This is a genomic window from Rhizobacter sp. P2_H3 (genome assembly GCF_056403355.1).
Map to the genome: position 1 here is coordinate 15078 of NZ_JBFUFQ010000035.1, position 24070 is coordinate 39147.

Consider the following 24070-nt stretch of genomic DNA (forward strand, 5'->3'; position numbering starts at 1 on the left):
ACCTCGCCGCAACGGAAGACTTCCCATGAACACCAAGATTGCACTGTCCCTGACTGCCCTCGCGCTCGCCGCCTCGACTTCGCTTGCCTTCGCGCATGGAGACGAAGAACACGCTCAGCCACGCAAGTACGACCCGACCAAAGTCGAGCCAACCGACTTCGGGCAGGAAGGCAACCCCAAGAAGGTCGCGCGAACCATCAAGGTCGACATGGCCGACAACATGCGCTTCACGCCCTCTGATGTCACCGTCAAGCGTGGCGAGACCGTGAAGTTCGTTGTTCACAACGACGGCAAGGTGCTCCACGAGATGGTGCTGGGCACGAAGAAGGCCATCGCCGAGCACGCCGAGCTGATGAAGAAGTTCCCGGAGATGGAACACGCCGACGCGAACATGGCCCACGTCAAGCCGGGCAAGGCCGGTGAAATCGTCTGGCAGTTCACCAAGGCCGGCGAGTTTCAGTTCGCCTGTCTGCAGCCCGGGCACTTCGAAGCCGGCATGGTCGGGAAGGTGACCGTCAAATGAGGCGCCGGCACGTCCTGTCTGCCGTCGGCGCGGGCTTCCCCGTAAAGGTCGCTCTCGTTGGCGATACGACCGTGACCCGCAGACGCTACGGCCTGCCGGACAAGTTCGGCAGCTGCCATACCGGCATCGTCGATGGCTACGTCGTCGAAGGTCACGTCCCTGGTCCGGAGGTCAAGCGGTTGCTCGCAACACGACCCACGGCCATTGGCATCGCCGTACCGGGCATGCCGCCCGGTTCACCTGGCATGGAGGTCGGGGACCGCAAGGACCCCTATGACGTCTTCCTCATTGACAAGAGCGGTCGCGAGACCGTCTTCGCTCACTACCCGAAATCCTGAAGGAGTTCCCAAGATGAAGTTCAATCACGTGATTGCCGCAGTTCTGCTTGCCTCCGCCTTCGGCGCGCAAGCGCAGGCCTCCCCTGCTTCTGGTGTCGACCACTCGGCCCACCATGCGCCTGCTGCGTCCTCCGCTGCTGCTCCGTCCAGCGACGGCGAGGTTCGCAAGATCGACAAGGAGCAGGGCAAGGTGACCCTCAAGCACGGCCCAATTGGCAACCTCGATATGCCCGGGATGACGATGGTCTTCAAAGTTGCCGACCCGAAGATGCTCGACACCATCAAGGAAGGTGACAAGGTGAAGTTCTCCGCAGACCGGGTGAACGGTGCCATCACGGTAACCGACATCCAGCCCGCAAAGTAGCAGCGCCGAAGTACCGGGCCCTGGCGAAGAGCAAGGCCCGTTCTTCGTGGTGCTGTCGCTGCTGTTCTCGCAGCTGGCGGTGGCGCAGTACGTCTGCCCGCAACAGGCAGACGTCGGGATGATGGCCGCCATGATGGAGGCGGACGGGCACTCCGTGCGATGGCGCGTCCGCACGTCAGCCGCGTTAGCGTTCGTCCTCGGAGTCTCCAATGTCAAAACACGTCCTGCGCGCAGTCGCTCTGGCTGCCGCCTCGCTGCCGGCCGCCTGGGCCGTTGCGGCTTCACTTTCTCTCGACGACGCGGTTGACCTGGGGGGCCTTGGTTCCTCAGGTGCACAGCGGGATGATCGCGTCGGCCAAGCCGCGACCGAGTGGGGTCGGCGCATGGTCCACGCGCGGCGGTACTTCGTTGTAGCTTGTTCGCGCCTGCTCCCGATCGGCCTCCAGATCATTCAGCGGCTGGATGAGCACCTTGTCACTGACGCCCTCGACCGGTCGCTTCAGTTCGCCGCGGCGTCGCGACGGAAAAATCAAGGCCACGAACAAGCCATTCGAGGACCACTGCGTTCTCGGCATCAGGATCCGGGACGGCAGGCTGGCTACGATCCGCGAGTACATCGACACGCAGGCCACGGCGTGGGCCGCACGGATGGACGCGTCGGGGCCGGCATGGCCAAGCCTCACCGCTCGGGCTTGGCAGGTCGCTTGGCGACACCGCGACTCGGCGGATTCGGCAGGATGGCGCTGGCGACGATGTGGGATAGATGATCGGCCCGTGGCGCGAACGCCGGCAGGTCGACAAGCCAACCGAGCGCCGACATCAGGCCGAACAAGTCGTCCCCATTCATGTCGGTGCGCGCCTGCCCGTCGGCCTGTGCGCGAAGCAGCAGGCGCGCGCTCGCTGAGTGCACCGCTGCACACGCGGCATAAAGAGCGGACTCCGGGTTCGTGTGGGCGGCGGCCATCATGGCGACAACGCCTCGATAGCTCTGCGCGAACGCCATCCATTCGCGGAACCATGAAACGAGCGCCTCACCGGGTGCATCCGACTCCTCGAGTCCGCTTGCCGTCTGTACCAATGCGTCCAGGTGTGTGCACAGCAGCGCCTCGAACAAGTCTTCCCGCGTCGGGAAATGACGAAGCAGGGTGGCCAATCCGACCTCGGCCCGGCGCGCTATATCGCGCATGGATGCGTTGACACCGTGCTCGGCGACGACCTCTCGCGCGACCGCAAGGAGATGGGTTCGATTCTTCTGGGCGTCGGCTCGCATAGGCTCCTTGACAAACGGATCACTGATCCGTATATTTGGATCACTGGTTCGGATGCTATGAATTTGAATCTGGATCGGTGATCCAAATGGTACTGCGCCTTGCACCAATCGGAACAGCGGCGCTGCGTCACCACACACGAAAGGTCAAGGATTGTGAAGAAACTAGAAGGCAAGGTTGCAGTCATCACGGGCGGAAGCAGCGGCATTGGCTTGGCTACAGCCAAGCGCTTCGTGGAAGAAGGTGCGCACGTCGTGATCACTGGGCGACGAGAAAAAGAGCTGGTGGAGGCTGCCGCCTCCGTCAAGAGAAACGTGACGACGGTCGTGGGCGACGTGTCGCGCCTGGAAGATCTGGACCGGCTCTATGCCGTCGTGAAGGAAAAACATGGTCACATCGACGTCCTCTTCGCGAACGCGGGCGCAGGGACAATCGCGCCGCTCGCGGTAGCTACCGAGGCGCATTTTGACCAGACCTTCGACGTGAACGTGAAGGGGCTGTTCTTTACGGTGCAGAAGGCCCTTCCCCTCTTCAAGGACGGCGGCTCGATCATCTTGAATTCGTCGGTCTCAAACGTGCTCGGGCTTCCCGGATTTACTGCTTACGCTGCGAGCAAGGCTGCCGTGCGCAACTTCTCGCGCGGTTGGACTTTGGAATTGAAGGACCGCCACATCCGCGTGAATTGTGTGAGTCCCGGAGCAATCGATACCCCGGCCTTGGCGACGACGACGGGCCTTACCGCTGAGCAGGCCGCGCAGGCGGTCGCACAGTTCACCACGCAGATCCCGATGGGTCGTAGAGGCGTCCCCGAGGAAATCGCGGCTGCAGTTGCGTTCCTCGCCTCTGACGAGAGTTCTTACATCACCGGTGTGGATCTCGCCGTCGATGGAGGCATGGCGCAGGTCTAATGCGAGAGTGCAGATCAACGGAGGACCCGCCGTGGACCGCCCCCTGCACGCCGGGCGCTTGTCGAATGCCCACTGCAAAGGAGATTTCGATGTATGACCAAGCCAAGCTTTCCGAGTTGATCCAGTTCGCACGAGTCGATGCGGGATCCACCGTCATCGACGTCTACCCAGGGGATGGCGACTGGACCCGTCTCTTCTCCGACATCGTGGGACCCGCAGGACGGGTCTTCAGCTTTGTGCCGGCCGAAGTCGCCCACTTCAAGAACGATCCGGTCGGCCGGATGCGAACGCTTGCGACGGAGCCGGGCCGAGAGAACGTGGAAGCCGTTTCGGCGGACCTCGTGGCGATGTCGGAGGTCACGCAACAAGCGGATGTTCTTTGGATGCATCTGTTCTATCACGATCTCCACACCGCGCTGATGCAGGCCAAGGGCGCGACGGCGGCCCACTTCAATCGAGCTGTCCACGAGCGACTGAAGCCCGGCGGGTACTACGTCATCGTGGACCACGCCGCCGCCGCCGGGCTGGGCACGAGCGACGCGCAGTCGCTGCACCGGATCGAGCCTGCGGCCGTTCGCGAGGAGGTGGAGGAGGCCGGCTTCGTACTGGACGCGCAAAGCCTCCATGCTCGCCAGAAGTGACGATCCGCACTCGATCAAGGTGTTCGATCCTTCGATCAAGGGCGAGACGGATCGTTTCGCCTATCGGTTCGTGAAGCGCTGACACGAGAAACGGATCGTGGCCTCCCCACGATTGAAGCCAGAGTGTCCGGCGGCAAGGATGGTGTCGATCAAGTAGCCGGCAGGCTGCGCCGCCGAGTACGCCGCCTGGCTGCGGGAACTGCTGAAGTGATCCGCATCGATGCAGTGTGGCTGAGGCGCTCCTGTTCTTTGAGTTCGTCAGTCGCTTTGCGGAGCCTGATCAGTTATCGATGGCTGACCAAGCCGAAGCCAGGGCTCTTTGGAACCTTTGCAGCCTGCTCGAAAAGCAGCTGTCCGAGCCCTTCTCCGCAGAGTATTCGGATCTGCCTGCGCAGGCGCGAGATCGTCATCCGTGATGAAGACACGGAGGCGACTGGCTCTTGACGGCCACTTGCGGACGGTCGCGACTGACGGCTTTCATGCGGTGCAGTCACCTCTCTCCTCATTCCACCGCGGGCACTCATGACCGCGCACCAGCGAGGCAGAATGAGTGATGCACTTCAGCAAAGTCGGCCCCTTCTTGTCGGCCAGTCGGATCACAGGCCCGAAGCACAACATCCTGCAGCTTGAGATCGGCAGCGGCGATGGCATGCGCACTGCAGTTGAAAGGCTTGGCGATGCTGGCGCAACTTCGCTGTCGGAAGACGGCGTGGTGTCCGCGGTGATGGAAGGACTGGCCGCTGCGAACGAGCGCTTTCAACAAAATTGGACGATCATGCGCCTGCGCTACGCTCCGGCAGACAGTGGACCGGAAGCGACCTACTCGCACCTGGCGTTTTCTATCCTCGCCAATCTTGCAGCGGGCAGGTATGAAGGAGTTGCATCCGCGTCATCGAGCCGCAGCGGGTCAACAACATAACTCGAAAGGCTGTAGCCGGCCATGAGCTGCCGGTCAATGATGACCGTTCTTGCTTGGACTATCGTTGGATGACATGAAAGTTCATCGAATACTCGGTCGGATATTCCTGCTGCTATGGGTGGCGGCCTGCCTTGCGGTGTTGGTCTTCTCATTCGCGCAGCGCGACGTCCACGACATGCCGGTTGCCGCGTTCTGGCTCATGGTCTTCCTGTCGTTTCCTTCTGGGCTTTTCGCTGTTGGGTTCTCTGGCTATGCCACCAGCGAGACGACTCGCGTACTCGGCATCCCCTACGAGCCGTTCGCCGGCTTCGTCCCAATGTGGTTAGCTGGCGTTGCAGTCGGATATTGGCAGTGGTTCGTAGCGGTCCCGTGGATCGTGCGGAAGGTAGCGGTCCATCTAAGCCTTCGATCCAGCGGAGGGCCTTCTACCGCCGATGGACTTGACGTTGACTGACGGCTTTCCGCCGTCGAAATCGACTGACGCGAAGGCGGTTACGGGTCGCCTACAGGCGAACAGGCACCGCGGGCGACCGGCAACAGTCGGCCACGAGCTGTCTTTCGCGGATGACTCCTTCTGGATGCGCAGCACCGTGTTGGCATGAGCCTATGCCCCGCTAGCATTGCGCGACGCCATATCGGTGCGGCTGTCCGCACAACCATCTCTTCGACGCCACAGCATGACCAGCATCATTCTCATGTCTTCGTTCTTGATCATCGTTGCGGCCCTCGGTGGGGCTGCCGTTCTAGTTACTCGGCTCTTGCCGGTCGATCACGTGGTCAGGCTCAAGGTCGACGCATCTGTCGCATGGATCAGGAAGAATCCCCGGCTCTTTGAGAAGAGACTGAAGCAGGTGGCGTTCACACTGGCTGTATTGTTCTTCTTGTCAATCACGATCATCTACTCGTGATGCATGAGGCCGGTGACGAGTACCGCAGCCGGCCAGGAGCTGCCGCTGGCATATGACAGCTTTGCGGCTTGGCGACTTCAGTAGACTCATCTAGATCCGCTCTGGGAGGGTCAGGTGACGATTCACAAGATTAGGCTCGTCGGCGGTGAGGACGACGAGATCGCCACGATCGCCGAGCATGTCGTCAACGACTCGTGCAGGCTAGTGTGCTGCTATCGAGGCTCAAAGATCTCGGCCAGCGCTTGCGACTTCTTCGAAGCGCTCTGTTTGATTCGGCTTCAACTCGAGAAGAAAGGGCTACGATTGTTCTGCTATGGCTCTAGCCTGAATGTCTATCCATCTGCGATGGCACGTAGCATGGGCGTAGGCTTGAAGGCGTACAGAATGAGCCCTGGACTGCATGCCTCAACGGCTGACCTGGTCGAAATCTTCTCGGAAGGTCCGGATGTAATCCCCGCCAGCGTTTCTCAGCAGCTGGAGTTCTTCGAACAGTGGGCTGCCAGCGATCGCCGGTAGCGGCCACGAGCGGAAGCTCGCGGACGACGGCTTTCGGATAGGCTAGTTGCCGCTCCGACGCGCCAGTTTTTTCCCGAGACCGTCCCATGCAAATCGATTCGCCTGCTTGGCATCTGAGAAGGTCTTGCCCGGCTTGCGGACAAGGCACTTCGTTGCTGTTGATCAAGTGTTGCAGTTGCGGCAGGATCAGCATCGAGTGTGCCGAGGAAGGCTCCCAGTTTGCAGACGCGCGCCTGCTTCAACCGCAGGAACGTTGGCGGAGTGAGGGTGTAGCAAGATGCCCTCACTGCGACGCTATGGATGCTCTTCGTTCGGCGAGTGCTGAGGAGATTCAGGCCTCCGGCATCGACGTCGATCAATATGAATAGTGATCGTAGGAAGCCCGTGATCGGCCACTTCCAGCCGGTCACCGGCGACCACTTTCGGGTACGCTCGGCAGCGCTATGACCGAACTCCTACTGGGCTCTGAGTACGACGACGACCTGTTCTATCGGCTCGTTGCCGAGGTCGAGACGATGGGCGGCTCGATCGTTGACAGAGAGTGGATCCTGGGCGGCCCCCAAGAAGTCGCGCTGTACGAGATATCGCTCCCAGGCGCTGACCTTGTGGCCGTCGCTCAGTCCGGTTTCGGCTTGTCGCTTCGTGGAGAGCCGGCACTTATTGAAGCCCTCGCGGATCGCGTAGCTCCGAATCGGCGAGCATGAATGGCGTGGTTCCCGCATGTCCCTTATCGGCCACTTGCAGTCCTTGGCGAAAGGCGGCTTTCGGGTAGTCTTCCTCCATGACTTCATCGGACCCCGACGTTGTTTCGTATTCGATCGTTGTACGAGGGCTTCACGAGGCTGCCTACGAGCGGTTTTCGAGAAGGTTTACCGGGCACCGGGGCGGCGCAACGCCCGGGCCGCATCCTCGTGAAATCTATCAGGTAGTCGACTGTGAGGTAGGGCAGGTGTATGGAAGCCTCTCTTGGATTGCTTCAGAAATCGCAGGCCGATTCCGGGTAGTCGAGCTCGGGATCGGCATCCATACGCCTCGCAATTGGTCGAACTTCTACGTACCACTGGATGTTGTCCAAGCGGCACATGAGTTCGGGGCGACTATTCGGCTCTCCTTCATGTCCCCCGTGGTGAGGTAGGCGTCGAGATTTCGCGCGCTGGCGCCCAGTCGCCCAGGGCCTGTCGCGTGCGGCGCTCGAAGTCTGTGGTCGGCCATGAGCCGTCATTCGCGAGAGGCGGCTTTCAGGCTTCATAGAATTCGCCCCATGCCACTCTTCACCTACATCGTCAGCTACGCTGGCGCCGAGCACGTCGCGCAGGGAAGTCACAGCAACTTCACTGGCTTTGCTATGACCTGGGCCTCGAACATCCCGACGACCGCGTTGGCCTCGCTCACGCCAGTCCTGCGCAAAGAGCTTCTTCACAAGGCGTATCGAGGTACGTTCTCGGAGGTGCCTGGCGTGAAGCACGTCTGGCGAAATTCTCTCGAACTGGGTGGACGCGAGTTGACAGTCCTCGCCGTGCAGACTGAACGGTAGACTGCCTGCTCGCTGGCACCAATCGGCCACAAGCTGACGTTCGCGAGCGGCTGCTTCCAAGCGCGATACTGGTGTCTCGGCAAGACCAGCGAGGGTCACGCCATCTGCCATGCTTTAATCGACTGTCGACCGTATGCCATTTGACCTTGCAGCCTCGTTCATAGAAGCAGCCGAACGCGAACTCGCAAGCTCGTTGCCGTCGTCCTACGCCAATGCGATGCGGGCGGCCAACGGCGGCGATCTCGATGTGCTCAACGAGGACTGGCGGCTGTATCCGATTGCCGATTCATCCGACCGAAGACGGTTGAGCCGAATGTCGAACCACGCGATCAAGGAGGCCGCAGCCCTTCAGCAGTGGCCGAAGTTTCCCTCGCGCGCGCTGGCCATCGCCGGGAACGGGTCTGGCGACCAACTGGTGATCCTGCGAAACGGTGACGCTTTTGGGGATGCGGTTCATCACTGGTCGCATGAAACTGGGGTGTTGACCAAAGTCGCGGATGACTTCGCGGATCTGCCAAGAGCTTAGCCACGGTCGGTCTTCTCTCGGCCACCAGCAGACGATCGCCACCGACCGGTTTCAGGTAGGCTGCGCATGGCAATCCCGAACCTCTATGCCACACCTGAGTCACTCATTCAGCGGAGCGCTGCGAACGTTCGCCTATTTCATGGCAAGCGGCACGCAATACACGCTCGAAGGCATCGACTATCTAGAGCTGTATGGAAATGATCCGAGCGCGATCGAGCAGGTCTACGCGATCTTCGCGAACGTCTTGCGGCTTGATGAGGAGGGGCGCGTAATGAATGCGCACTACGCGCAAAGGCGAGCCACCGACTACCTTCGGGCGTACTACGACCCGAGCTTCAAGGTCGAGCCGCCATACGAAGACTGGGAGATTGCCTTGCACGCGCCTCCTCCTCGGCTGGACCCAATATGACGAACTTGCAGTCGGATCGAGACCTTGTGGAGGTTTTGAAGTCGCTGCCGGAGCGACGGCTGGTGGAGATAGTCGCCTTGGCGCTGGAGGCGCGGGAGGCCGAAGTGAGTCGCCCTGAATGGCAGTCCGCCAAACTGGTGCTTGCCAAGGCTCATCGATTCAATGAGGCGTCAGGCACACCGTCGCCATGGGAACTGCTTTTGCTGGCGCGACCCCAGTATCCTGGGGATTTTGTCGCCGAGGGATACGGCACAAGCCAAGAAGGCGGCTGCTGCGGACTCACGCTCGTCAGCTATGCCAAGCGCATTATTTGTCCGGTGTGCGGCAGACAGGCGAGTGCTTCCTAGATGGCAACAATCGGCCAGAAGCTGCCCTTCGTGAACGTCTCCTTCGGCGCAGCCGACTTGAAGCTCCTGCTCATCAGTTCGATCTTCAGAGATTCAAATGGATACCAGTGATATCTCTCTTGCCGTCAACCCGGACGATCACGACGTTGCCTATTTGTCCCTGCCCGGTCACCCAGGCAAAGGATCTCCTGGCTGCGTGAAAAAAACAGTGCGTCTAGCGAGCCTGTTGCCGTACAAGGGCCCGGACTTGTACTTGGACTTTGACGCCCAAGGGCATCTGATTGGCGTGGAAGTCCTAGCCTGAAGCCGAGCGGTATCGTTGCGAGCCGTCGGATTCGGATTGTGGCAACGTGTCGGCGAAGTCTCGCCGCTCAAGTGAGCGAACGGCTGCCGCCGCCAGGTGCGGACGTTCGCGACCGTCAGGTATCTGGCCGGCTACGGCCTCGGTACAGGGCCTGGATCGCATAAATGCCTKACAATATCTTCTCCTTGGCGGATGAATTCGCGGAGTGGACGAACATGCGCTGCGGTTTGAATCCGCGAAGCGCCACGGCCTCCTCAATCCAGAGGACAACGTCGTATCCGGTTCCGTGCTCGTCGTCCCCGAGGTCGTGGTCTAGACTGATCTCCTCGACTTGGCCCGACTCGAGCAGGGCTATCGCTTCTTCTGGCCAGTAGACACGAACCCACCCATCGGGGGTAGCCCGTTCATCATCGAGGTAGACACGCATGGGTGGAGATCTGTGAGCGTCGCAGTGGAGCGCAGATTATGGGCGGGGGGTTCCGGTCGCGCCTGCACCCGCATCCGGCCATGAGCGGTCTCCCGACAGCGCGACCCGTCCGATCGTTTCAGGCTGAAGCGGTCTCTCAAGACGGTAATCTTCAGGGCTCACAAGTAGTCGCAACAGGGGTGACATGTCGAACATTGAGCTTGTCAGCACGCTTTCCGAGCTCGAAGCCGATTTGCACCGTCCCGAGGTTCGAGGAAGTGCGCCACGGGTAAACGCATTGCTGCATGCTGACTTCGAAGAGATCGGACGGTCCGGGCAGTACTGGAGCCGTGATGCCATCGTCGAGAAGCTCCTTGCCGAAGCAACCCCTGCCGAGGTTGTCGCCTACAAGTACGTCGCAACAGAGCTGCAGCCTGGAGTTGCGCTTCTCACCTATCGGGCGGCACACCGGCAAACCGACGGCTCGCTATCGCGCCACACCTTGCGTTCATCACTCTGGGTTCGGATCGGGGACCGCTGGCAAATGCGGTATCACCAAGGCACCGCAGCAGCGGAAACTTGGTGACTGGCACAGCGTGTCCAGCTTCCACTGCAGAGCAAGCCTTCGAGCACCTAAGGCGAACGGCAGCAACTGATCGGTTGCTGCCGCTCGCACCCTGTGGTCGAATGCCCGCCGCCACTTGCAGTCATTCGCCAACGACGGCTTTCAGTCTGGCTCGCTGAAGCACACGGCAGGCTCGTCTTGCTGCCTGCGCGCGCGTGCAGATGCCTTCGCCTTATGCGTCGCTGTCAGAATGCTTTGGTATGCGAACCATCGAGCGCAAGGAGCGCCCAATGAATCCAAGACTTGCGCGCCTTCTCGCCGTTCTTGCCGTCGCGGCGACGGTTCATTTCCATGCCCTGGCTGCAAGCGAAGAAGACCTTCTTGCCAGCAGTCTGCAGAAGCTACTCACCTCAGCGGGAGCCTCCGCCGGTGCGTCCCCTGCATACTCCGTGCGCAATGGTGAAATTTCGATCGGAAAACAGATCGTTCGCATTGATCCCGTCCTGGAGAGCACAACCCGACACGCCGGACAATTTGTGCTGAGTTCCAACTTCGCCGTATTGTTCGACGGCTCCAACCAGTCGTATCTCGCGTCCACGCAAATCGGCATTGGTTCTACCATCGTCGAAGCAGCCGACACAGCCGTGCAAGAGTGGTACCTCGGCTTTGGTCAAGCACTCCTGAAGGCCATCGCGCTTGAGCGCGAGCAGTACAAGTTCGGAGACTTCGCGGTGTACCCAGGCACAACTGGGTTCCGAGGCCAGCCGCCCCAAGGCATCACGGCGGGCACCGATGAACTCCAGGTCCGACTCCTTCGTGCAGTTGCGCCTATGCTGCCGCGACATGACGGGCGACTCCACACGCTACAGGTAGTGGTCGTCGTCCAGCCAAACTCACAGCCGCAGAGTCACGTCTTGCTCGACGGGCAGGCTTCGGATCAAGCTGCGGCTCTCGCGGCTGGTTTGCGCTGGCCCCAAGCAGCTTCCTCCTTCATGTACAAGCAGGCGTTCCTACTTCGATAGGCCACAGGTCCCTGAATGGCGGCTTTGCGGCTTTGAGAGCGCGACGTCGAAGGTCAGCAACGGGTCGATAGCTCTACTTCGCTGCTCGCGAGAGCAGACGTTCAACAGAGCCTGGTCGACGAGAGATTTATTTCTCGCTGAGACGTGTGAGAGTGCGCCGAAATTGCGCCAAACCATCCACAAGCAAACATCTTTGCGGCCTTCCGACCCCGACCCGAGGCACCAGAAGCCCTTTCTGGTCTGCGCCACAGTGCGCCAAAACCTCCGATAATCCGCGCCGATCCTCGCAGTGCGGGTGCCGGCAACTGAATCAGAACGGATCAAAAGCAGGGTGAGTGCTTCGGAGATCGTCGACGGAGTCTCGGGAGGATTGACAGTGGGCCACGATGACGGGAGCTGGCCGTGACCAGCGACTCCACCCGGAAAGCACYTCGCCATTTCGCGTTCGAACCCTTCGTGCTGAGTCCCGATCGCCAGTTGCTGTTGAGGGATGGCGTTCCCGTCCGCATCGGAAGCCGTGCATTGGACATCCTGACTGCACTGGTCGAGCGGCCGGGCGAAGTCGTCAGCAAGCGCGATCTGATGGATCGAGCCTGGCCGGACGCCGTCGTGGAGGAGGAGAACCTCAAGGTCAACATGGTGGCGTTGCGACGGGTGCTGGGCGACGAAGCAGGCGCTGCCAGGTACATCGCGACGGTCACGGGGCGAGGCTATCGATTCATCGCACCTGTCCAGACCGTAGAGCTGCCGGGATTCGGACCGCACGCTGCATCGCCGTCAGCACGCAGCGGGAGCTTGCCCGCCGGAACTGCACGAATCTTCGGGAGGGCGCAGGCCATCGAAGGCGTCCGGCGCGGCCTCGATGAGGCTCGGATCGTGTCGATCGTCGGCGCCGGCGGCGTCGGAAAGACGACCATCGCGGTCGCGGCGGCTCATGCAGCGGCAACGCAGCGTGCCGATGGCGCCGCATTCATCGACCTGGCGATGATCAGCGACCCGCAGTTCGTGCCAGCGGCGATTGCGTCGGCGCTCGGCCTCGGCGTGACGAGTGGCGATCCGCTGTCGAGCGTCGTGCATGCCTTGCGGCGGCAACAGAAGACCCTGCTGTTCGACAATTGCGAGCACCTGCTGCCTGCGGTGGCGGCTGCCGTGGAGAGGCTGGCGGCTCACCTCGATGGCGTTCGCATCCTCGCGACGAGCCGTGAGCCCCTTCGGATCCGGGGCGAGCGAGTGCATCGCCTGCGCGGGCTGGAATGCGACCCGAGCGAGCATCCCGCAGCGGACGAGGCCCGCAGGTTTCCCGCCGTCGAACTGTTCGCCGCACGCGCTGCCGAGCGCTCGGGCTATCGATTGACGGATGGCGACGCCCCGGCGGTCGCTGAAATCTGCCGGCGGCTCGATGGCAATGCACTGGCGATCGAACTGGCCGCGACCCAGACTGCTGCCTTCTCCCCCGTGCAGATCCTGCAGATGCTCGACGACAGATTCCGGCTTCTCAGGCTCGGCCCACCCGGCGCGCCGCTGAGGCAGCAATCCCTGTTGGCGACCCTCGACTGGAGTTACGGGCTCCTGTCGGTAAACGAGGCCGCCCTGCTGCGCGCCATCGCGGTGTTCGCCGGCACCTTCAGCGCCGATGGAGCGAGCGCCGTGTCCGGCGCAAACGCAGCGGAGGTGATGGATGCGCTGTCGCGGCTGTCCTCGAAGTCGCTGCTCGTGATGGACACCAGAAATGACCAGTTGACCTATCGCCTCCTCGAGACCACGCGCGCCTACTGCCTCGAACGCCTGCGGGTGAGTGCCGAGGACGCCACGGTCCGCAGCCGCCATGCGGAACACCTGTGCGCGGTGCTCGAGCGGGCCGCTACCGATTGGGAACGCATCGAGCTGCACGAGTGGGAGGCCTCCTACGGGCACTACCTCGAGGACCTTCGCGCTGCGCTCGCCTGGTCGGGGCGCGATGAGGCGCTGCGATCGCTGCGCATCCGCCTGACCGCCGCAGGCGTCCTCCTCTGGAACCACTTGTCGCTGACCGAGGAATGCCGCCGGCACGTCGGCGAGGCCGTCGCGGAGCTCGACGCAGCCGGGCAATCCGGGACGGCGATCGAGATGCATCTCCAGATGTCCCTGGCAGGCAACACCCTCTTTGCCCGCGGCCTCACGCCCCAGGTGATGAGCGCGATGCATCGGGCCCTGGACATCGCGGTCCGGCTCGGCAACGTCGACGCCCGGCTCCGATGCCTGAGGACCATCGGTGCCTGCGAGATCATGGGGGGCCGGAACGACGACGGGATCCGCACGCTCGAGAGCTGCGCGTCGATCGCCGCCGCTGTCGCCGCCGAGGACTCGTCCGCGGCGCGAGAGCGGGAGAACTATCTCGCCATAGGCGAACTGTTCGTCGGCAAGCTGCACAGCGCGAGGCAGCGTCTCGAGCGGCTCTACAACCCCGATGCGCGCGACTTCAACGACTCGCGACTCGTGCGCTTCCTGGTCTACCGGAACGTCGATCTCGGGAGTGTGCTGTCGCACGCGCAGTGGTTGACGGGCTCGCCCGAGACGGCTGCGCGCACGGCGGCCGCCACGGTCGATGCCGCGCTCAGGACCAGGTACTGGTTCTCGGTCAGCAACTGCCTGTCGTGGGCGTGTCCGATCTTCTTTCTCTCGGGACATCACGACGAATGCAGCTACTACGTCGAGCTGCTCGAAGAGCAAGTGCTTCGACATGGCATCGGTGTCCGGCGCCCGGTGGTCGTCTTCTATCGCGCAGCGCTCGCCTGCGGGCAGGCCGTCGTGCCCGCGCAGGGGATCGACGACCTCGCTCGGGGGATCGAGGAGTTCCGCGCGATCAACTACCTGGCGCGGATGCCCTTCTATCTGGGCGTCCTGGCCGACGCCCTCGCCAGAAGCGGGCGTCTCGGCGAGGCGCAAGCCGCGATGCGGGCCGCGCTCGATGGCGCCGTCACCCAGAACGAGCGTTGGTGCATTCCGGAGTTGCTGCGCATCCGCTCGTCCATCCTCGCGGCCACGGGCCGGGCGGCGGAGGCCGAGGCGGTGCTCGCCGAGTCGATGACGATGGCCATCGAGATCGGCGCGTTGTCATGGCGGCTGCGGGCCGCCAACGATCTGGCCAGGCTCTGGCTGCTGCAGTCGCGGACGGCAGACGCTCGCGCGATGCTGCGGCCGATCCACGGTGAGTTCACCGAAGGCTTCGCGACGCGCGACCTCGTGGTGGCGACCGACCTTCTTGCACGGCTCGACAAGCCCTGAGAGAGCCGCAAGCAAAACCGCAAGCCAGCATGCATGGCACGCACTGCGTTGGGGCGGCCTGCACTTCGGCAGCGCAAGGACCTAACCGCACTTAACTTGATCGGCAAGACTGGTCCAGCGATCCTCATGGCACCCCCCGCCAGAAGGATCGTCGATGCCGCTGCAGACACAAAGTGATGTGAAGTACGCCAGCAGCGAGCTGCTGGCCGGAACCACGGAGTGGGACACGCTGCGTGCGGAGCACCGGCAGGTGCCGGGCGGTGCCTACAACCCCGTCACGTCCAGTTGCACGGAGCTCGTGATCATCCTGTCCGGCCAGGGCACGGTGCGGCGCACCGGCGATGGCCAGCGGCAGGAGCGCGTGGCACTGCCCGGCACGAGCTGGCTGGTGCCGGCGGGGACGCATGAAACGCAGCTGGAGCTCGACGCGCCGCTCGAATGCCTGCATCTGTTCATGCCGGCCAGCCTGCTGGAACGAAGTGCCCTGGCCGACTACGGCATCGATCCGGATCGATGCCGTCTCGCCTACGCGGCAGCGGTCGCCGACCCTGTGATGGCACAACTCGGGGGCGCGCTGCAGGCGTTCATGCGCAGCGGCAACCGGCACGATGACCGCATCTTCTGCGACGGCATTCGCACCGCGGTCGCAGCACGCCTGATGGGGCACTACACGGTCGACCGCTGGCGCGTGCCGCCGACGGCGCCAACGCTCGACCGCCGGCGGTTGAAGCGCGTGCTCGAGTTCATCGAAGCCCACCTGGCCACCGCTCTGTCGCTGGACGGCCTGGCCAGCCAGGCCTGCCTCAGCCCCTTCCATTTCGCCCGCCTGTTCCGCGAGGCGATGGGCGTGCCGCCGCATCGCTACGTGAGCGAACGCCGGATCGAAGCGGCCAAGGCGATGCTGGCCGCCGACGGTGCGTCGCTGGCGCAGATTGCGCTGGACACGGGCTTCGCATCGCAGGCGAGCTTCACGCGCGTCTTCGGCAAGGCGGCCGGCGTGACGCCGGGCCAGTACCGCGCGCTGTGCCGCGACCAGCGCCTCGAGGTGGATTGAGCTTCAGAACTTCAGGAGCGCAAACGCGGGAAAGGGATGCGCAAGATCTGCGAATACGCACGAGGACCCTTCCACTAGCCTGTGTCTCATGATGAGACTCAAAGACAAAGTGGCCCTTGTGACAGGGGCGGAGGCGGGGATCGGGCTCGCGGTGGCCAAGCTCTTCGTCGAAGAGGGAGCGACGGTGTTCGCGAGCGACCCTGCGGCTTCGAACGACCGCTCGCCCGATGTCTGCGCGTTGGCACTCGATGTCACCAGCGAGCTGGCATGGCAGAGCGCGGTGGACCGCGTCATCGAGCGAAGCGGGCGACTCGACGTGCTGGTCAACGCGGCCGCGGCTGCATCGTACGAACGGCTCGACGAACTCTCCGCGAGTTCATGGATGTGGTCCATCGCGTTGAATCAGACCGGCGTCTTTCTCGGCATGCGCGAGGCCGTGGGCGTGATGCGGCGGCAGAAGGCTGGCGCCATCGTCAACATCGCGCCGGCACTGAACCACCTGCCGGCGGGAGAGGCGTACGCGTGCCACGCCACCACCGGTGCCGTGCGCAGCATGACCAGGAACGCGGCCCTGGCCTGCATGACCGACAACATCCGCATCAACGTGGTGCTGTCCGGCTTCGTGCAGCCGCCCACGCTGTGCGGCGTTGCGCCGATCCAGGTCGCGCATGGGTGCCTGTTTCTGTGCTCCGACGAAGCCGGTGGCATCAGCGGTGCCGAACTGGCCATCGACGGCAGCGGCCCGGTGGCCGCACCCATCTCGTGAGAGCCCCACGGAGCGCAGACGCCATGCAGCAGACTCAACGCCGTTCCCGCGAGCTCGAATCGATCGCGCCGTTCCGGCGTTCGCCCGATGTCGCGGAGCGGTGTGACGCCGACGTCACCGGCACGGTGCCGTCCTGGCTGCAGGGCGACCTGCTGCGCACCTGCCCCGCCGTGTTCGCACAGGGCTCATGGCAGGCGCAACACTGGTTCGATGGCCTCGGCCAGATCTACGCCTTCCGCATCGGTGCTTCGACGGTGCGGTTCCAGTCGCGCTTGCTCGACAGCGAGGCCGCTCGCGAGATCGCAGGCGGCCGTGCGAAGCTCTCCTCGTTCGGCACGCCGACGGAGCGCACAGCCTGGCAGCGGCTGCTGCAGCCAGTGCAACGAAGCACCGACAACACCAACGTCAACATCGTGCAGATGGGTGACGAGGTCGTCGCCCTCACCGAAGGGGCGCGGCAGTTGCGCATCGATGCGGCGTCGCTGCGCTCGCTCGGCGTCCGGCCGTATGGACCTGACGGACTCGGCGGCAACGTGATGAGCGCCCACCCGCATCGCGACTTCGCGCGCCGGAAGGTCGTCAACCTGGCGACCAGTTTCGGTGCYGGCGGAGGTGTCGTCTCGGTCTACGAGCACGACGACCGCACGCACGTGCGCCGGGTTGTCGGATCGTGGCGCACGGACCGCGTGCCCTACCTACATTCGTTCGGGCTCACGCCGACGCGCGCGGTGCTGCTGGCGCATCCGTTTGCCGTGCGGCCACGGGACATGCTGTGGTCCAACCTTGGCTACATCGACCACTTCGAGTGGCGCCCGCAGGACGGCACGCGGCTGATCGTGATGGATCGCGGGAGCGGGGCGACGACCGAGCATGAGGCCGACGCGATGTTCGTGTTCCACACCGTCAACGCCTTCGAGCGCGATGGCGAGACGGTGCTCGACGCGCTGGCCTATCCGGACGCGACGATCATGGAAGACCTGCGCGTTGCTCGCATGGCCGAGCGACTGCCCGACCTCAGGCCGAAGCTGGTGCGCATCACGATGCGGCCGGGCAGGCCCCGTGCCGAGGTGCAGATGCTCGGCGACGCGGCGTTTGAGTTCCCCTGCATCCACTACCGCCGGTCCAGCGGAAGCGACTACCGCTACACCTGGGGTGCGGCCGACGGCCCACGGGACGACGACGGCTACGCGTCGTCCATCGTGAAGGTGGACGTGCGCAGCGGCCAGAGCTGTGCCTTCAGCGACGGCGAGCGCATCTACGGCGAGCCTGTCTTCGTCGCCCGTCCGGGCGGTGTCGACGAAGACGACGGCGTGCTGCTCACCGTGGGGTGCAGCCAGCGCACGACAGGCTCGGCGCTGTCCATCCTGGATGCACGCGACATGACGCTGTTGGCCCGCGCGGACGTGCCGGCGTCGATACCGCTGGGCTTCCACGGCTCCTTCATCGGCGAACGCGAACAAGGAGGCAGGCCATGAAGCGTCGATCGACTGGCAAGGCGCTCGCGGCTGCGGTGGCGCTGGCAGCAGCCGGCGCCGCGGCCTACCTCTGCCTCTGGCCGGTGCCCGCCGAGCCGGTGGCCTGGCCGGCACCGCGGCCGCCCGGCTACGAGGGGCCTCACGCGCCCAACACACGCCTGGCCGGGCTGCACAGGATCGACATCGGCAGCGACTTCGGCCCCGAGCACATCGCACTCGGGCCGGACGGCAAGCTCTACGCTGCCATGACCAGCGGAACGCTGCTGCGCATGGATGCCGATGGCGGCCGGCGCGAGGTGTTGGCCGACACCGGCGGGCGGGTGTTGGGCTTCGACTTCGATGCCCAGGGCCGCATGCTGGCCGCCGATGCGATGAAGGGGCTGCTGGCCATCGGTCGCGATGGTCGGGTGGAACTGCTGGCCGACCGAGTCGGCCCCGACGACCCGATCCGGTATGCCAACTCGGTGGCCGTCGCGCCGGACGGTACGGTGTACTTCACCGACGCCTCGTCGCGCTTTGCACCTTCGCACTGGGGCGGCACCTACGAGGCCAGCGTGCTCGACATCCTCGAGCAGGCCGCCACCGGCCGCGTGCTGGCCTACGACCCGGTGGCGCACGGCACGCGTGTGGTGGCACGGGGTTTCTCGTTCGCCAACGGCATCGCGCTGTCGGCTGACGGGCGCACGCTGTTCGTCGCCGAGACCGGCCGCTACCGGATCTGGAAACTCGACGCTGCGGCACGCGGCATCGATGTGCAGCGTGCCACGCCCCAGGCCCGCGTGCTGCTCGACAACCTTCCCGGTTACCCCGACAACCTGATGCGCGGCCGCGACGGCCGAATCTGGGTCGGCCTCTTCAAGCCGCGCAATCCCGCCGCCGACAGCCTCGCCGAGCGGCCCTTTCTGCGCAAGGTGCTGCTGCGGCTGCCGCGCGCATGGCTGCCGCTCGGCAAACCCTACGGTCATGTCTTCGCGATCGACGAAGACGGCCGCGTCGTCGAAGACCTGCAGGACCCCACCGGCGCCTACCCGGAGACGACTGGCGCCACCGAAACCGCGCAGCGCCTGTACATCCACAGCCTGCACGCACCGGCCATCGGCTGGCTCGCGCTGACGCCGGTTTCATCAACTGTTCCAACCCGCTGAAGGAGGCTTGTCGTGAAGAACCCCATCCACCTGCTGCGCCTGGTGGTGCCGCTCGCCGTGGCCCTGCTGGCAGGCGCGCCGGCCGGCGCTCAACAACCCCWGGAGAAAGCCAAAGTGAAAAACGTCGTTCTCGTTCATGGCGCCTGGGCCGATGGCTCGGGCTGGCACCGCGTGCACGATCTGCTGCGGGCCAGGGGCTACGCCGTCARCATCGTGCAGAACCCGCTCACCTCGCTGGCGGCGGACGTGGCCGCCGTGCAGCGCGTGCTGGCCCGGCAGAACGGGCCGGCCCTGCTGGTGGGCCATTCCTACGGCGGCGTGGTGATCACCGAGGCGGGCAACGCCCCGAACGTGGCGGGGCTCGTCTACGTGGCCGCCTTCGTGCCCGATGCCGGCGAGTCGGTGGCGTCGATGCTCGAAGGCGGTGCCCCGCCTCCGGTGCAGCCGTCGGCCGACGGCTACCTGTTCTTCGACGCTGCCGTCTTCCCGCAGGCCTTCGCGCAGGACCTGCCACCGGCACAGGCCGCGTTCCTGGCCGCGGCGCAGATCCCCCCGGCGGCGGCGGCCTTCGAGGCGAAGGTGTCGCAGCCCGCGTGGAAGACGCACGGCAGCTGGTACGTGCTGAGCACCGAAGACCGCATCATCCCGCCGCCCGCACAGCGCCAGATGGCGGGCCGAGCGAAGGCCTCGATCAAGGAGGTGCGGGCCAGCCACGCCTCGTACATCTCGCAGCCCGAGGCGGTGGCCGAGGCCATCGACCAGGCGGCGCGGGCATCGGTTCGATGAATCGGGCGCCCCGGCACGTCGCCGGGGCGATGCTGGAGACAGGAGGAAAACATGAAGAAGCTCGACATCTCGGAGCGCAAGCGTGGCTTTCGCATCCACTCGATCGTGTTCGTGCTGAGCATGGCCATGCTTGCCGGCATCAACCTCTGGACCGGCGCACCCTATTGGGTGGCGTACGTGCTGGTGAGCTGGGGCATTGGCGTGCTGGCCCATTGGTGGTTCGTCCTGGGCCCTGGCGCTCGCCATGCCGGAATCGTCTGACTCAGGAGAACCGTCATGCTTGAAGAAGCCTACGAACCGCAGTGCAAGTCTGCGAGGGCGCATTGCAACGATGCGCGCCAGCTCAGCCGAAAGACGCTGACCCTGCTGACGCTGGCGCTCGGAACGTTCTGCATCGGAACATCGGAGTTCGCCAGCATGGGGATCATCCAACTGTTTTCAGCCGAACTGCGTCTCGACATTTCAACCGCAACGCATGCGATCGAAGCCTATGCCTTCGGTGTCGTGCTCGGTGGGCCTGCCGTGACGATCCTCGCGGCGAAGTTGAACCGCAAGAGTCTGCTGCTGGCCTTGATGGCGATCTTCGTTCTCGGCAACCTGCTTTCGGCGGTGGCGACCGGGTTGGGGAGTTTTGCGCTCGCACGCTTCGTGAGCGGCATCCCGCAAGGCGCGTATTTCGGCGCAGGCGCCGTGGTTGCCTCTTACATCGTCGGGCCGGGCCAAGGTGGGCGGGCGTTCGCCCTGGTGATGACGGGCCTGACCGTGGCCACGATTGTCGGCTCGCCGCTGGCCGCGCTGCTGGGCCAGGCGCTGGGCTGGCGCAATGTCTACGTCGCCGTGTCGGCACTGGGTGTGCTGTCGATCATCGCCCTGTGGATGTGGGTGCCACGCTCGCGCGCGTTGGACGGTGGGCCGGTGTTGCAGGAACTGCGGGCTTTGAACCGCGCGCCCGTCTGGATGATGGCGGCCGTGGCTGCCTTGGGCGTGGCCAGCATCTTTGCCGTGTACACCTTCATCGGGCCGTTCGTGACCGACGTTGCCGGGCTGGGCGCGCCATGGATCCCGATCGCACTGGCCCTCTTTGGTGTCGGCATGACCGCAGGCAACGTGGTCGGCGGGTGGCTGGCGGACCGGCATCCCTCGCAAGGCTTGAAGGCCGGTTTCGGCAGCGCTCTGGTCGCGCTGGCGATCCTGGCCGTGGGTGGCGAAACCGCCTGGGTGCTGATGACGGGCATGTTTGCCGTGGGCGCCACGATGATGGTCGCGATCCCGACCATTCAGGTCCGGCTCACGCAGGCAGCGCCGGATGCGCCGACGATGATGGGCGCGGTGAACCTGGCGGCCTTGAATATCGCGAACGCGATCGGCGCATGGGCTGGCGGTCAGGCCATTGCGCAGGGATATGGCCTGCTGTCCGCGGTGTGGGCCGGGTTCGCTCTGACCCTGGCCGGGCTCGTGCTGTTCCTGCTGCTGTCGCGCAGGCCCATCGACGGCAGTCGGTCTCGCGTGCTCCACCCGCTCTAGGTGTCGTGTTCCAGGAGCTTGTTCATGGTCGGGCGCAGGTGAAGCCGGCTTCGTGCTCAGCCCTGGGCCGAGCGCTGCACCATCCCGTCCCATCCGCCCATCGCAATCTCGGCAACCGCCTGCAGTTCCTCTCTCGCGGCGCCATCGCGTGCCCTGATGGCCATGCCGCTCTGGACTGTTTGCAGGAACCTCGCGAGCTTGTGGACATCGAGAGTCTTCGGCAGCTCGCCTTCAGCGACCGCCTTTGCGAGGCGCGGCACGAGCACCTCGAAGGCGCCGCCTCGCGTGGTCCTCATCAGATCCGCGAGTTCGGTATGGCCATCGCTTCCGACAGTGCCGAGCGTGACCAGGCAGCCATGTGGCAGATCGCAATCGGAGCCTGTCATCGCCGCGGCCGAGTCCCACAGGTAGGCGAACGCGGCTTCGCGGGCCGTAGGCGCCTGGTGGAAGCGCCCCAGAACCAGGTCCTCATAAGTCACGGAGTACAGGCGCAGCGCCTCGGCGTACAGCGCATCCTTCGAGCCGAACGCGGCATAGAGGCTGGTCGAACCGATACCCAGAGCCGTGGTCAGGTCGGCAATCGACGTGGCCTCGTAGCCCTTGATCCAGAAGAGCCGCATGGCCCTCATCAATGCCGCCTCGCGGTCGAACTCGCGCGGTCGGCCACGAGCAAGAGGTACGCGGGCRGGGGCCTTCGAAGGGATGATTTTTTTTTGCATCGATCGCTGCACAAATAGCTTGACCAGCCGATGCCGCAATCCTACCATTTGTGCATCGATCACTGCACAAAGGATGATTCCTTGAAAACCCTTGCTGGAAAACGCGCCCTGGTCACAGGAGGATCTCGAGGCATTGGAGCCGCCATTGCGGTGGCGTTGGCTGAGAACGGCGCCGACGTTGCCCTGACATTCCAGAACTCGGCCGACAGGGCAAACGCCGTGGTGTCTTCCATCGAAAAGCTGGGCCAGCGTGGCACGGCGATTCAGGCTGACAGTGCGGATCCGACCGCCATCAAGCGGTCGGTGGAGGAAGCCGTGGCCGCGTTGGGAGGCCTGGACATCCTGGTCAACAACGCCGGAATCGCGCTCTACGACACCATCGCCGACTTCAGCGTCAGCGATATTGACGCGCTGCTTGCGGTCAACGTGCGCGGCCCGGTGCTGACGACCCAGGCCGCCATCCCGCATCTGGGCGCGGGCGGTCGCGTCATCACCATCGGTTCCGCCGGTGCGGAGCGCATCGTCGGCGCCCCGGGAACGATCTACTACATGACCAAGTCGGCGCTGCAATCCTTCACACGCGGCCTTGCGCAGGAACTGGGGCCGAAAGACATCACCGCCAATCTCGTCCAGCCAGGTTCCACCAACACGGACATGAACCCGTCCAACGGGGAGAGTTCCGACTGGCAGCGCAGCCTGACGCCGCTGGGTCGCTACGCCGAACCGGCGGATATCGCCGCCGCCGTGAGCTTCCTGGCGAGTCCTGCAGCGCGACACCTGACGGGAACCATCATCAACGTCGATGGCGGCTTGCTCGCCTGAGTCGACGGCCCGCGGACAACGGCCAGATACCTCGCAGCGACCGCGTTGCGCACAGCACTTGAAGCGCATTGGTTGACGTCAGGCGGCCAGGAGCGGGCGGCTGCGAGAGACGCCTTTCAGGTCGGCCAAGGTCATGATCGTTCCTCCGCCGGTCGAGAAGCTGCCGATTTTCGTTTTGGGCGCTGTGCTTGCGCTCACCGGTGGATTCCTCGCGATGCAGGAATCCATGTTCAACTGAGCGCAGCTCGAAGCGTTTGCTATGGTCGTCGTTGGCTTGGGTGCCGACGACGGTAGCATCGATATCGCCCTACCCCCTCCCGACGCAGCCATCCGCGAGAACACAGAAAGCACTTCCATGGCCATCCAGTGGTTCCCAGGCCACATGCACACGACCCGCAAGGCCATCGCCGATCGCCTGCCGGAGATCGACGTGGTGATCGAGTTGCTCGACGCACGGCTACCGGGCTCGAGCACCAATCCCTTGCTGGCCGAACTGACGGCAGGCAAGCCTGCGCTGAAGGTATTGAACAAGCAGGACCTCGCAGATCCGGAGATCTCCGAGCTTTGGCTGGCGCACTACCAGGCGCTGCCGGGCACCCGTTCGCTGGGGCTGGACGCCAGCACCACCGCGCCGGCGCGTGCGCTGATCGCGGTGTGCCGGGCGCTTGCCCCGCATCGCGGCGGCATGGTCAAGCCGGTGCGGGTGTTGATTTGCGGTATTCCCAACGTGGGCAAGTCGACGCTGGTCAACACCCTCAACGGCCAGCGCACAGCCAAGACGGGCGACGAGCCGGGCATCACCAAGCTGGAGCAGAAGATCCTGCTGGCCAACGACTTTTTCCTGTTTGACACACCGGGCATGCTGTGGCCGCGAATCCTCACTGCGCAGGGTGGGTACAACCTGGCGGCGAGCGGTGGCATCGGCCGCAATGCTTATGACGAGGAAGAGGTAGCGATGGCGCTGCTGGCTCGCGTGCGCCATCGCTACGCGGACCGACTGGTGGCGCGCTACAAGCT

General features: G+C 64.2%; 32 protein-coding genes. 28 read left to right on the forward strand and 4 right to left on the reverse strand.

The features are described 5' to 3' along the window. Nucleotides 1–25 precede the first annotated feature (25 nt). The 3 genes from AC1D1T_RS09615 to AC1D1T_RS09625 are packed head-to-tail and all read left to right on the forward strand — an operon-like array spanning nt 26 to nt 1225. A complete protein-coding gene (locus tag AC1D1T_RS09615; protein WP_465115121.1) occupies nt 26–523 on the forward strand; it encodes a cupredoxin domain-containing protein in 498 nt (165 codons plus the stop codon). Continuing rightward, the gene (locus AC1D1T_RS09620; protein ID WP_477843060.1) at nt 520–861 is read left to right on the forward strand and encodes a DUF411 domain-containing protein; all 342 of its coding nucleotides are present in this window, start codon (nt 520–522) and stop codon (nt 859–861) included. The genes AC1D1T_RS09615 and AC1D1T_RS09620 overlap by 4 nt, the downstream gene beginning before the upstream one ends. 13 nt (nt 862–874) lie before the next feature. After that, on the forward strand, nt 875–1225 hold the full coding sequence (locus AC1D1T_RS09625) for a copper-binding protein (protein ID WP_477828171.1): 351 nt from the start codon (nt 875–877) through the stop codon (nt 1223–1225). Between the two features lie 326 nt (nt 1226–1551). Here AC1D1T_RS09625 and AC1D1T_RS09630 read toward each other — a convergent pair whose 3' ends face one another. Continuing rightward, the gene (locus AC1D1T_RS09630; protein ID WP_477828170.1) at nt 1552–1908 is read right to left on the reverse strand and encodes a winged helix-turn-helix transcriptional regulator; all 357 of its coding nucleotides are present in this window, start codon (nt 1906–1908) and stop codon (nt 1552–1554) included. Next, on the reverse strand, nt 1905–2495 hold the full coding sequence (locus AC1D1T_RS09635; RefSeq protein WP_477828169.1) for a TetR/AcrR family transcriptional regulator: 591 nt from the start codon (nt 2493–2495) through the stop codon (nt 1905–1907). The genes AC1D1T_RS09630 and AC1D1T_RS09635 overlap by 4 nt, the downstream gene beginning before the upstream one ends. Nucleotides 2496–2648: 153 nt before the next feature. Here AC1D1T_RS09635 and AC1D1T_RS09640 point away from each other — a divergent pair, with 153 nt between their 5' ends. The 13 genes from AC1D1T_RS09640 (at nt 2649) to AC1D1T_RS09700 (ending at nt 9505) form a co-directional block, all read left to right on the forward strand. Beyond that, nucleotides 2649–3401: an SDR family NAD(P)-dependent oxidoreductase gene (locus AC1D1T_RS09640; protein WP_477828168.1), complete on the forward strand. Its 753-nt coding sequence runs from the start codon at nt 2649–2651 to the stop codon at nt 3399–3401. An 89-nt stretch (nt 3402–3490) separates the two neighbouring features. Next, nucleotides 3491–4042: a class I SAM-dependent methyltransferase gene (locus tag AC1D1T_RS09645; protein WP_477828942.1), complete on the forward strand. Its 552-nt coding sequence runs from the start codon at nt 3491–3493 to the stop codon at nt 4040–4042. Nucleotides 4043–4269: 227 nt separating this feature from the next. Then, complete coding sequence (locus tag AC1D1T_RS09650) at nt 4270–4458, forward strand: hypothetical protein (protein ID WP_477828941.1); 189 nt, start codon at nt 4270–4272, stop codon at nt 4456–4458. 137 nt (nt 4459–4595) lie between these two features. Then, the gene (locus AC1D1T_RS09655) at nt 4596–4961 is read left to right on the forward strand and encodes a hypothetical protein (RefSeq protein WP_477828940.1); all 366 of its coding nucleotides are present in this window, start codon (nt 4596–4598) and stop codon (nt 4959–4961) included. Between the two features lie 73 nt (nt 4962–5034). Further along, nucleotides 5035–5415, forward strand: a complete 381-nt coding sequence (locus AC1D1T_RS09660) for a hypothetical protein (protein ID WP_490363533.1) — start codon at nt 5035–5037, stop codon at nt 5413–5415. A 223-nt stretch (nt 5416–5638) separates the two neighbouring features. Continuing rightward, complete coding sequence (locus tag AC1D1T_RS09665; RefSeq protein ID WP_477829200.1) at nt 5639–5869, forward strand: hypothetical protein; 231 nt, start codon at nt 5639–5641, stop codon at nt 5867–5869. A 114-nt stretch (nt 5870–5983) separates the two neighbouring features. Beyond that, nucleotides 5984–6385 carry a hypothetical protein gene (locus AC1D1T_RS09670; RefSeq protein WP_477829199.1) on the forward strand — a complete coding sequence of 134 codons (402 nt, stop codon included), beginning with the start codon at nt 5984–5986 and terminating at the stop codon, nt 6383–6385. Nucleotides 6386–6828: 443 nt separating this feature from the next. After that, entirely contained in the window at nt 6829–7089 is a 261-nt protein-coding gene (locus AC1D1T_RS09675) for a hypothetical protein (protein ID WP_477991814.1), read from the forward strand. Between the two features lie 557 nt (nt 7090–7646). Then, entirely contained in the window at nt 7647–7919 is a 273-nt protein-coding gene (locus tag AC1D1T_RS09680; RefSeq protein WP_477828153.1) for a hypothetical protein, read from the forward strand. A 133-nt stretch (nt 7920–8052) separates the two neighbouring features. After that, entirely contained in the window at nt 8053–8445 is a 393-nt protein-coding gene (locus tag AC1D1T_RS09685; RefSeq protein WP_477828154.1) for an SMI1/KNR4 family protein, read from the forward strand. Between the two features lie 85 nt (nt 8446–8530). Beyond that, on the forward strand, nt 8531–8854 hold the full coding sequence (locus AC1D1T_RS09690; protein WP_477828157.1) for a DUF7677 family protein: 324 nt from the start codon (nt 8531–8533) through the stop codon (nt 8852–8854). Then, nucleotides 8851–9201, forward strand: coding sequence for a hypothetical protein (locus AC1D1T_RS09695; protein WP_477828155.1), 351 nt, complete (start codon nt 8851–8853; stop codon nt 9199–9201). Before AC1D1T_RS09690 ends, AC1D1T_RS09695 begins: the two co-directional genes overlap by 4 nt. A 97-nt stretch (nt 9202–9298) precedes the next feature. Continuing rightward, nucleotides 9299–9505 carry a DUF2283 domain-containing protein gene (locus AC1D1T_RS09700; protein WP_477828156.1) on the forward strand — a complete coding sequence of 69 codons (207 nt, stop codon included), beginning with the start codon at nt 9299–9301 and terminating at the stop codon, nt 9503–9505. A gap of 115 nt (nt 9506–9620) precedes the next feature. Here the strand turns inward: AC1D1T_RS09700 and AC1D1T_RS09705 are convergent, their stop codons facing one another. Then, complete coding sequence (locus AC1D1T_RS09705) at nt 9621–9932, reverse strand: cyclic-phosphate processing receiver domain-containing protein (protein ID WP_477991815.1); 312 nt, start codon at nt 9930–9932, stop codon at nt 9621–9623. A 184-nt stretch (nt 9933–10116) separates the two neighbouring features. Between AC1D1T_RS09705 and AC1D1T_RS09710 the strand changes: the two genes are divergently transcribed. From AC1D1T_RS09710 to AC1D1T_RS09755, 10 genes are all read left to right on the forward strand, one after another. After that, nucleotides 10117–10497: a nuclear transport factor 2 family protein gene (locus tag AC1D1T_RS09710; protein ID WP_477825555.1), complete on the forward strand. Its 381-nt coding sequence runs from the start codon at nt 10117–10119 to the stop codon at nt 10495–10497. A gap of 239 nt (nt 10498–10736) precedes the next feature. Continuing rightward, nucleotides 10737–11498 carry a DUF6348 family protein gene (locus AC1D1T_RS09715; RefSeq protein WP_477825556.1) on the forward strand — a complete coding sequence of 254 codons (762 nt, stop codon included), beginning with the start codon at nt 10737–10739 and terminating at the stop codon, nt 11496–11498. A 402-nt stretch (nt 11499–11900) separates the two neighbouring features. Then, nucleotides 11901–14762: an ATP-binding protein gene (locus AC1D1T_RS09720; RefSeq protein WP_477991816.1), complete on the forward strand. Its 2862-nt coding sequence runs from the start codon at nt 11901–11903 to the stop codon at nt 14760–14762. Between the two features lie 154 nt (nt 14763–14916). Further along, complete coding sequence (locus AC1D1T_RS09725) at nt 14917–15816, forward strand: helix-turn-helix domain-containing protein (protein WP_465113773.1); 900 nt, start codon at nt 14917–14919, stop codon at nt 15814–15816. A gap of 109 nt (nt 15817–15925) precedes the next feature. After that, nucleotides 15926–16582 carry an SDR family NAD(P)-dependent oxidoreductase gene (locus AC1D1T_RS09730; protein WP_477991817.1) on the forward strand — a complete coding sequence of 219 codons (657 nt, stop codon included), beginning with the start codon at nt 15926–15928 and terminating at the stop codon, nt 16580–16582. A gap of 23 nt (nt 16583–16605) precedes the next feature. Next, the gene (locus AC1D1T_RS09735; protein WP_477825558.1) at nt 16606–18057 is read left to right on the forward strand and encodes a carotenoid oxygenase family protein; all 1452 of its coding nucleotides are present in this window, start codon (nt 16606–16608) and stop codon (nt 18055–18057) included. Then, nucleotides 18054–19202 (forward strand): SMP-30/gluconolactonase/LRE family protein, encoded by a 1149-nt coding sequence (locus tag AC1D1T_RS09740; RefSeq protein WP_477825559.1) that lies wholly within the window; start codon nt 18054–18056, stop codon nt 19200–19202. The genes AC1D1T_RS09735 and AC1D1T_RS09740 overlap by 4 nt, the downstream gene beginning before the upstream one ends. A 12-nt stretch (nt 19203–19214) precedes the next feature. Next, nucleotides 19215–19988, forward strand: a complete 774-nt coding sequence (locus AC1D1T_RS09745) for an alpha/beta hydrolase (RefSeq protein WP_477991818.1) — start codon at nt 19215–19217, stop codon at nt 19986–19988. A gap of 51 nt (nt 19989–20039) precedes the next feature. Continuing rightward, on the forward strand, nt 20040–20249 hold the full coding sequence (locus AC1D1T_RS09750; protein WP_052212334.1) for a 2TM domain-containing protein: 210 nt from the start codon (nt 20040–20042) through the stop codon (nt 20247–20249). 15 nt (nt 20250–20264) lie between these two features. Beyond that, on the forward strand, nt 20265–21512 hold the full coding sequence (locus AC1D1T_RS09755; protein ID WP_477843962.1) for an MFS transporter: 1248 nt from the start codon (nt 20265–20267) through the stop codon (nt 21510–21512). 56 nt (nt 21513–21568) lie between these two features. Here AC1D1T_RS09755 and AC1D1T_RS09760 read toward each other — a convergent pair whose 3' ends face one another. Continuing rightward, complete coding sequence (locus tag AC1D1T_RS09760; RefSeq protein ID WP_477991819.1) at nt 21569–22132, reverse strand: TetR/AcrR family transcriptional regulator; 564 nt, start codon at nt 22130–22132, stop codon at nt 21569–21571. 180 nt (nt 22133–22312) lie between these two features. Here AC1D1T_RS09760 and AC1D1T_RS09765 point away from each other — a divergent pair, with 180 nt between their 5' ends. Both AC1D1T_RS09765 and ylqF read left to right on the forward strand, forming a co-directional pair. Further along, on the forward strand, nt 22313–23053 hold the full coding sequence (locus AC1D1T_RS09765; RefSeq protein ID WP_477828792.1) for an SDR family NAD(P)-dependent oxidoreductase: 741 nt from the start codon (nt 22313–22315) through the stop codon (nt 23051–23053). A gap of 355 nt (nt 23054–23408) precedes the next feature. Continuing rightward, nucleotides 23409–24070, forward strand: a 662-nt coding sequence (ylqF, locus tag AC1D1T_RS09770; RefSeq protein WP_477991820.1) for a ribosome biogenesis GTPase YlqF, incomplete at its 3' end; no start/stop codon positions are given.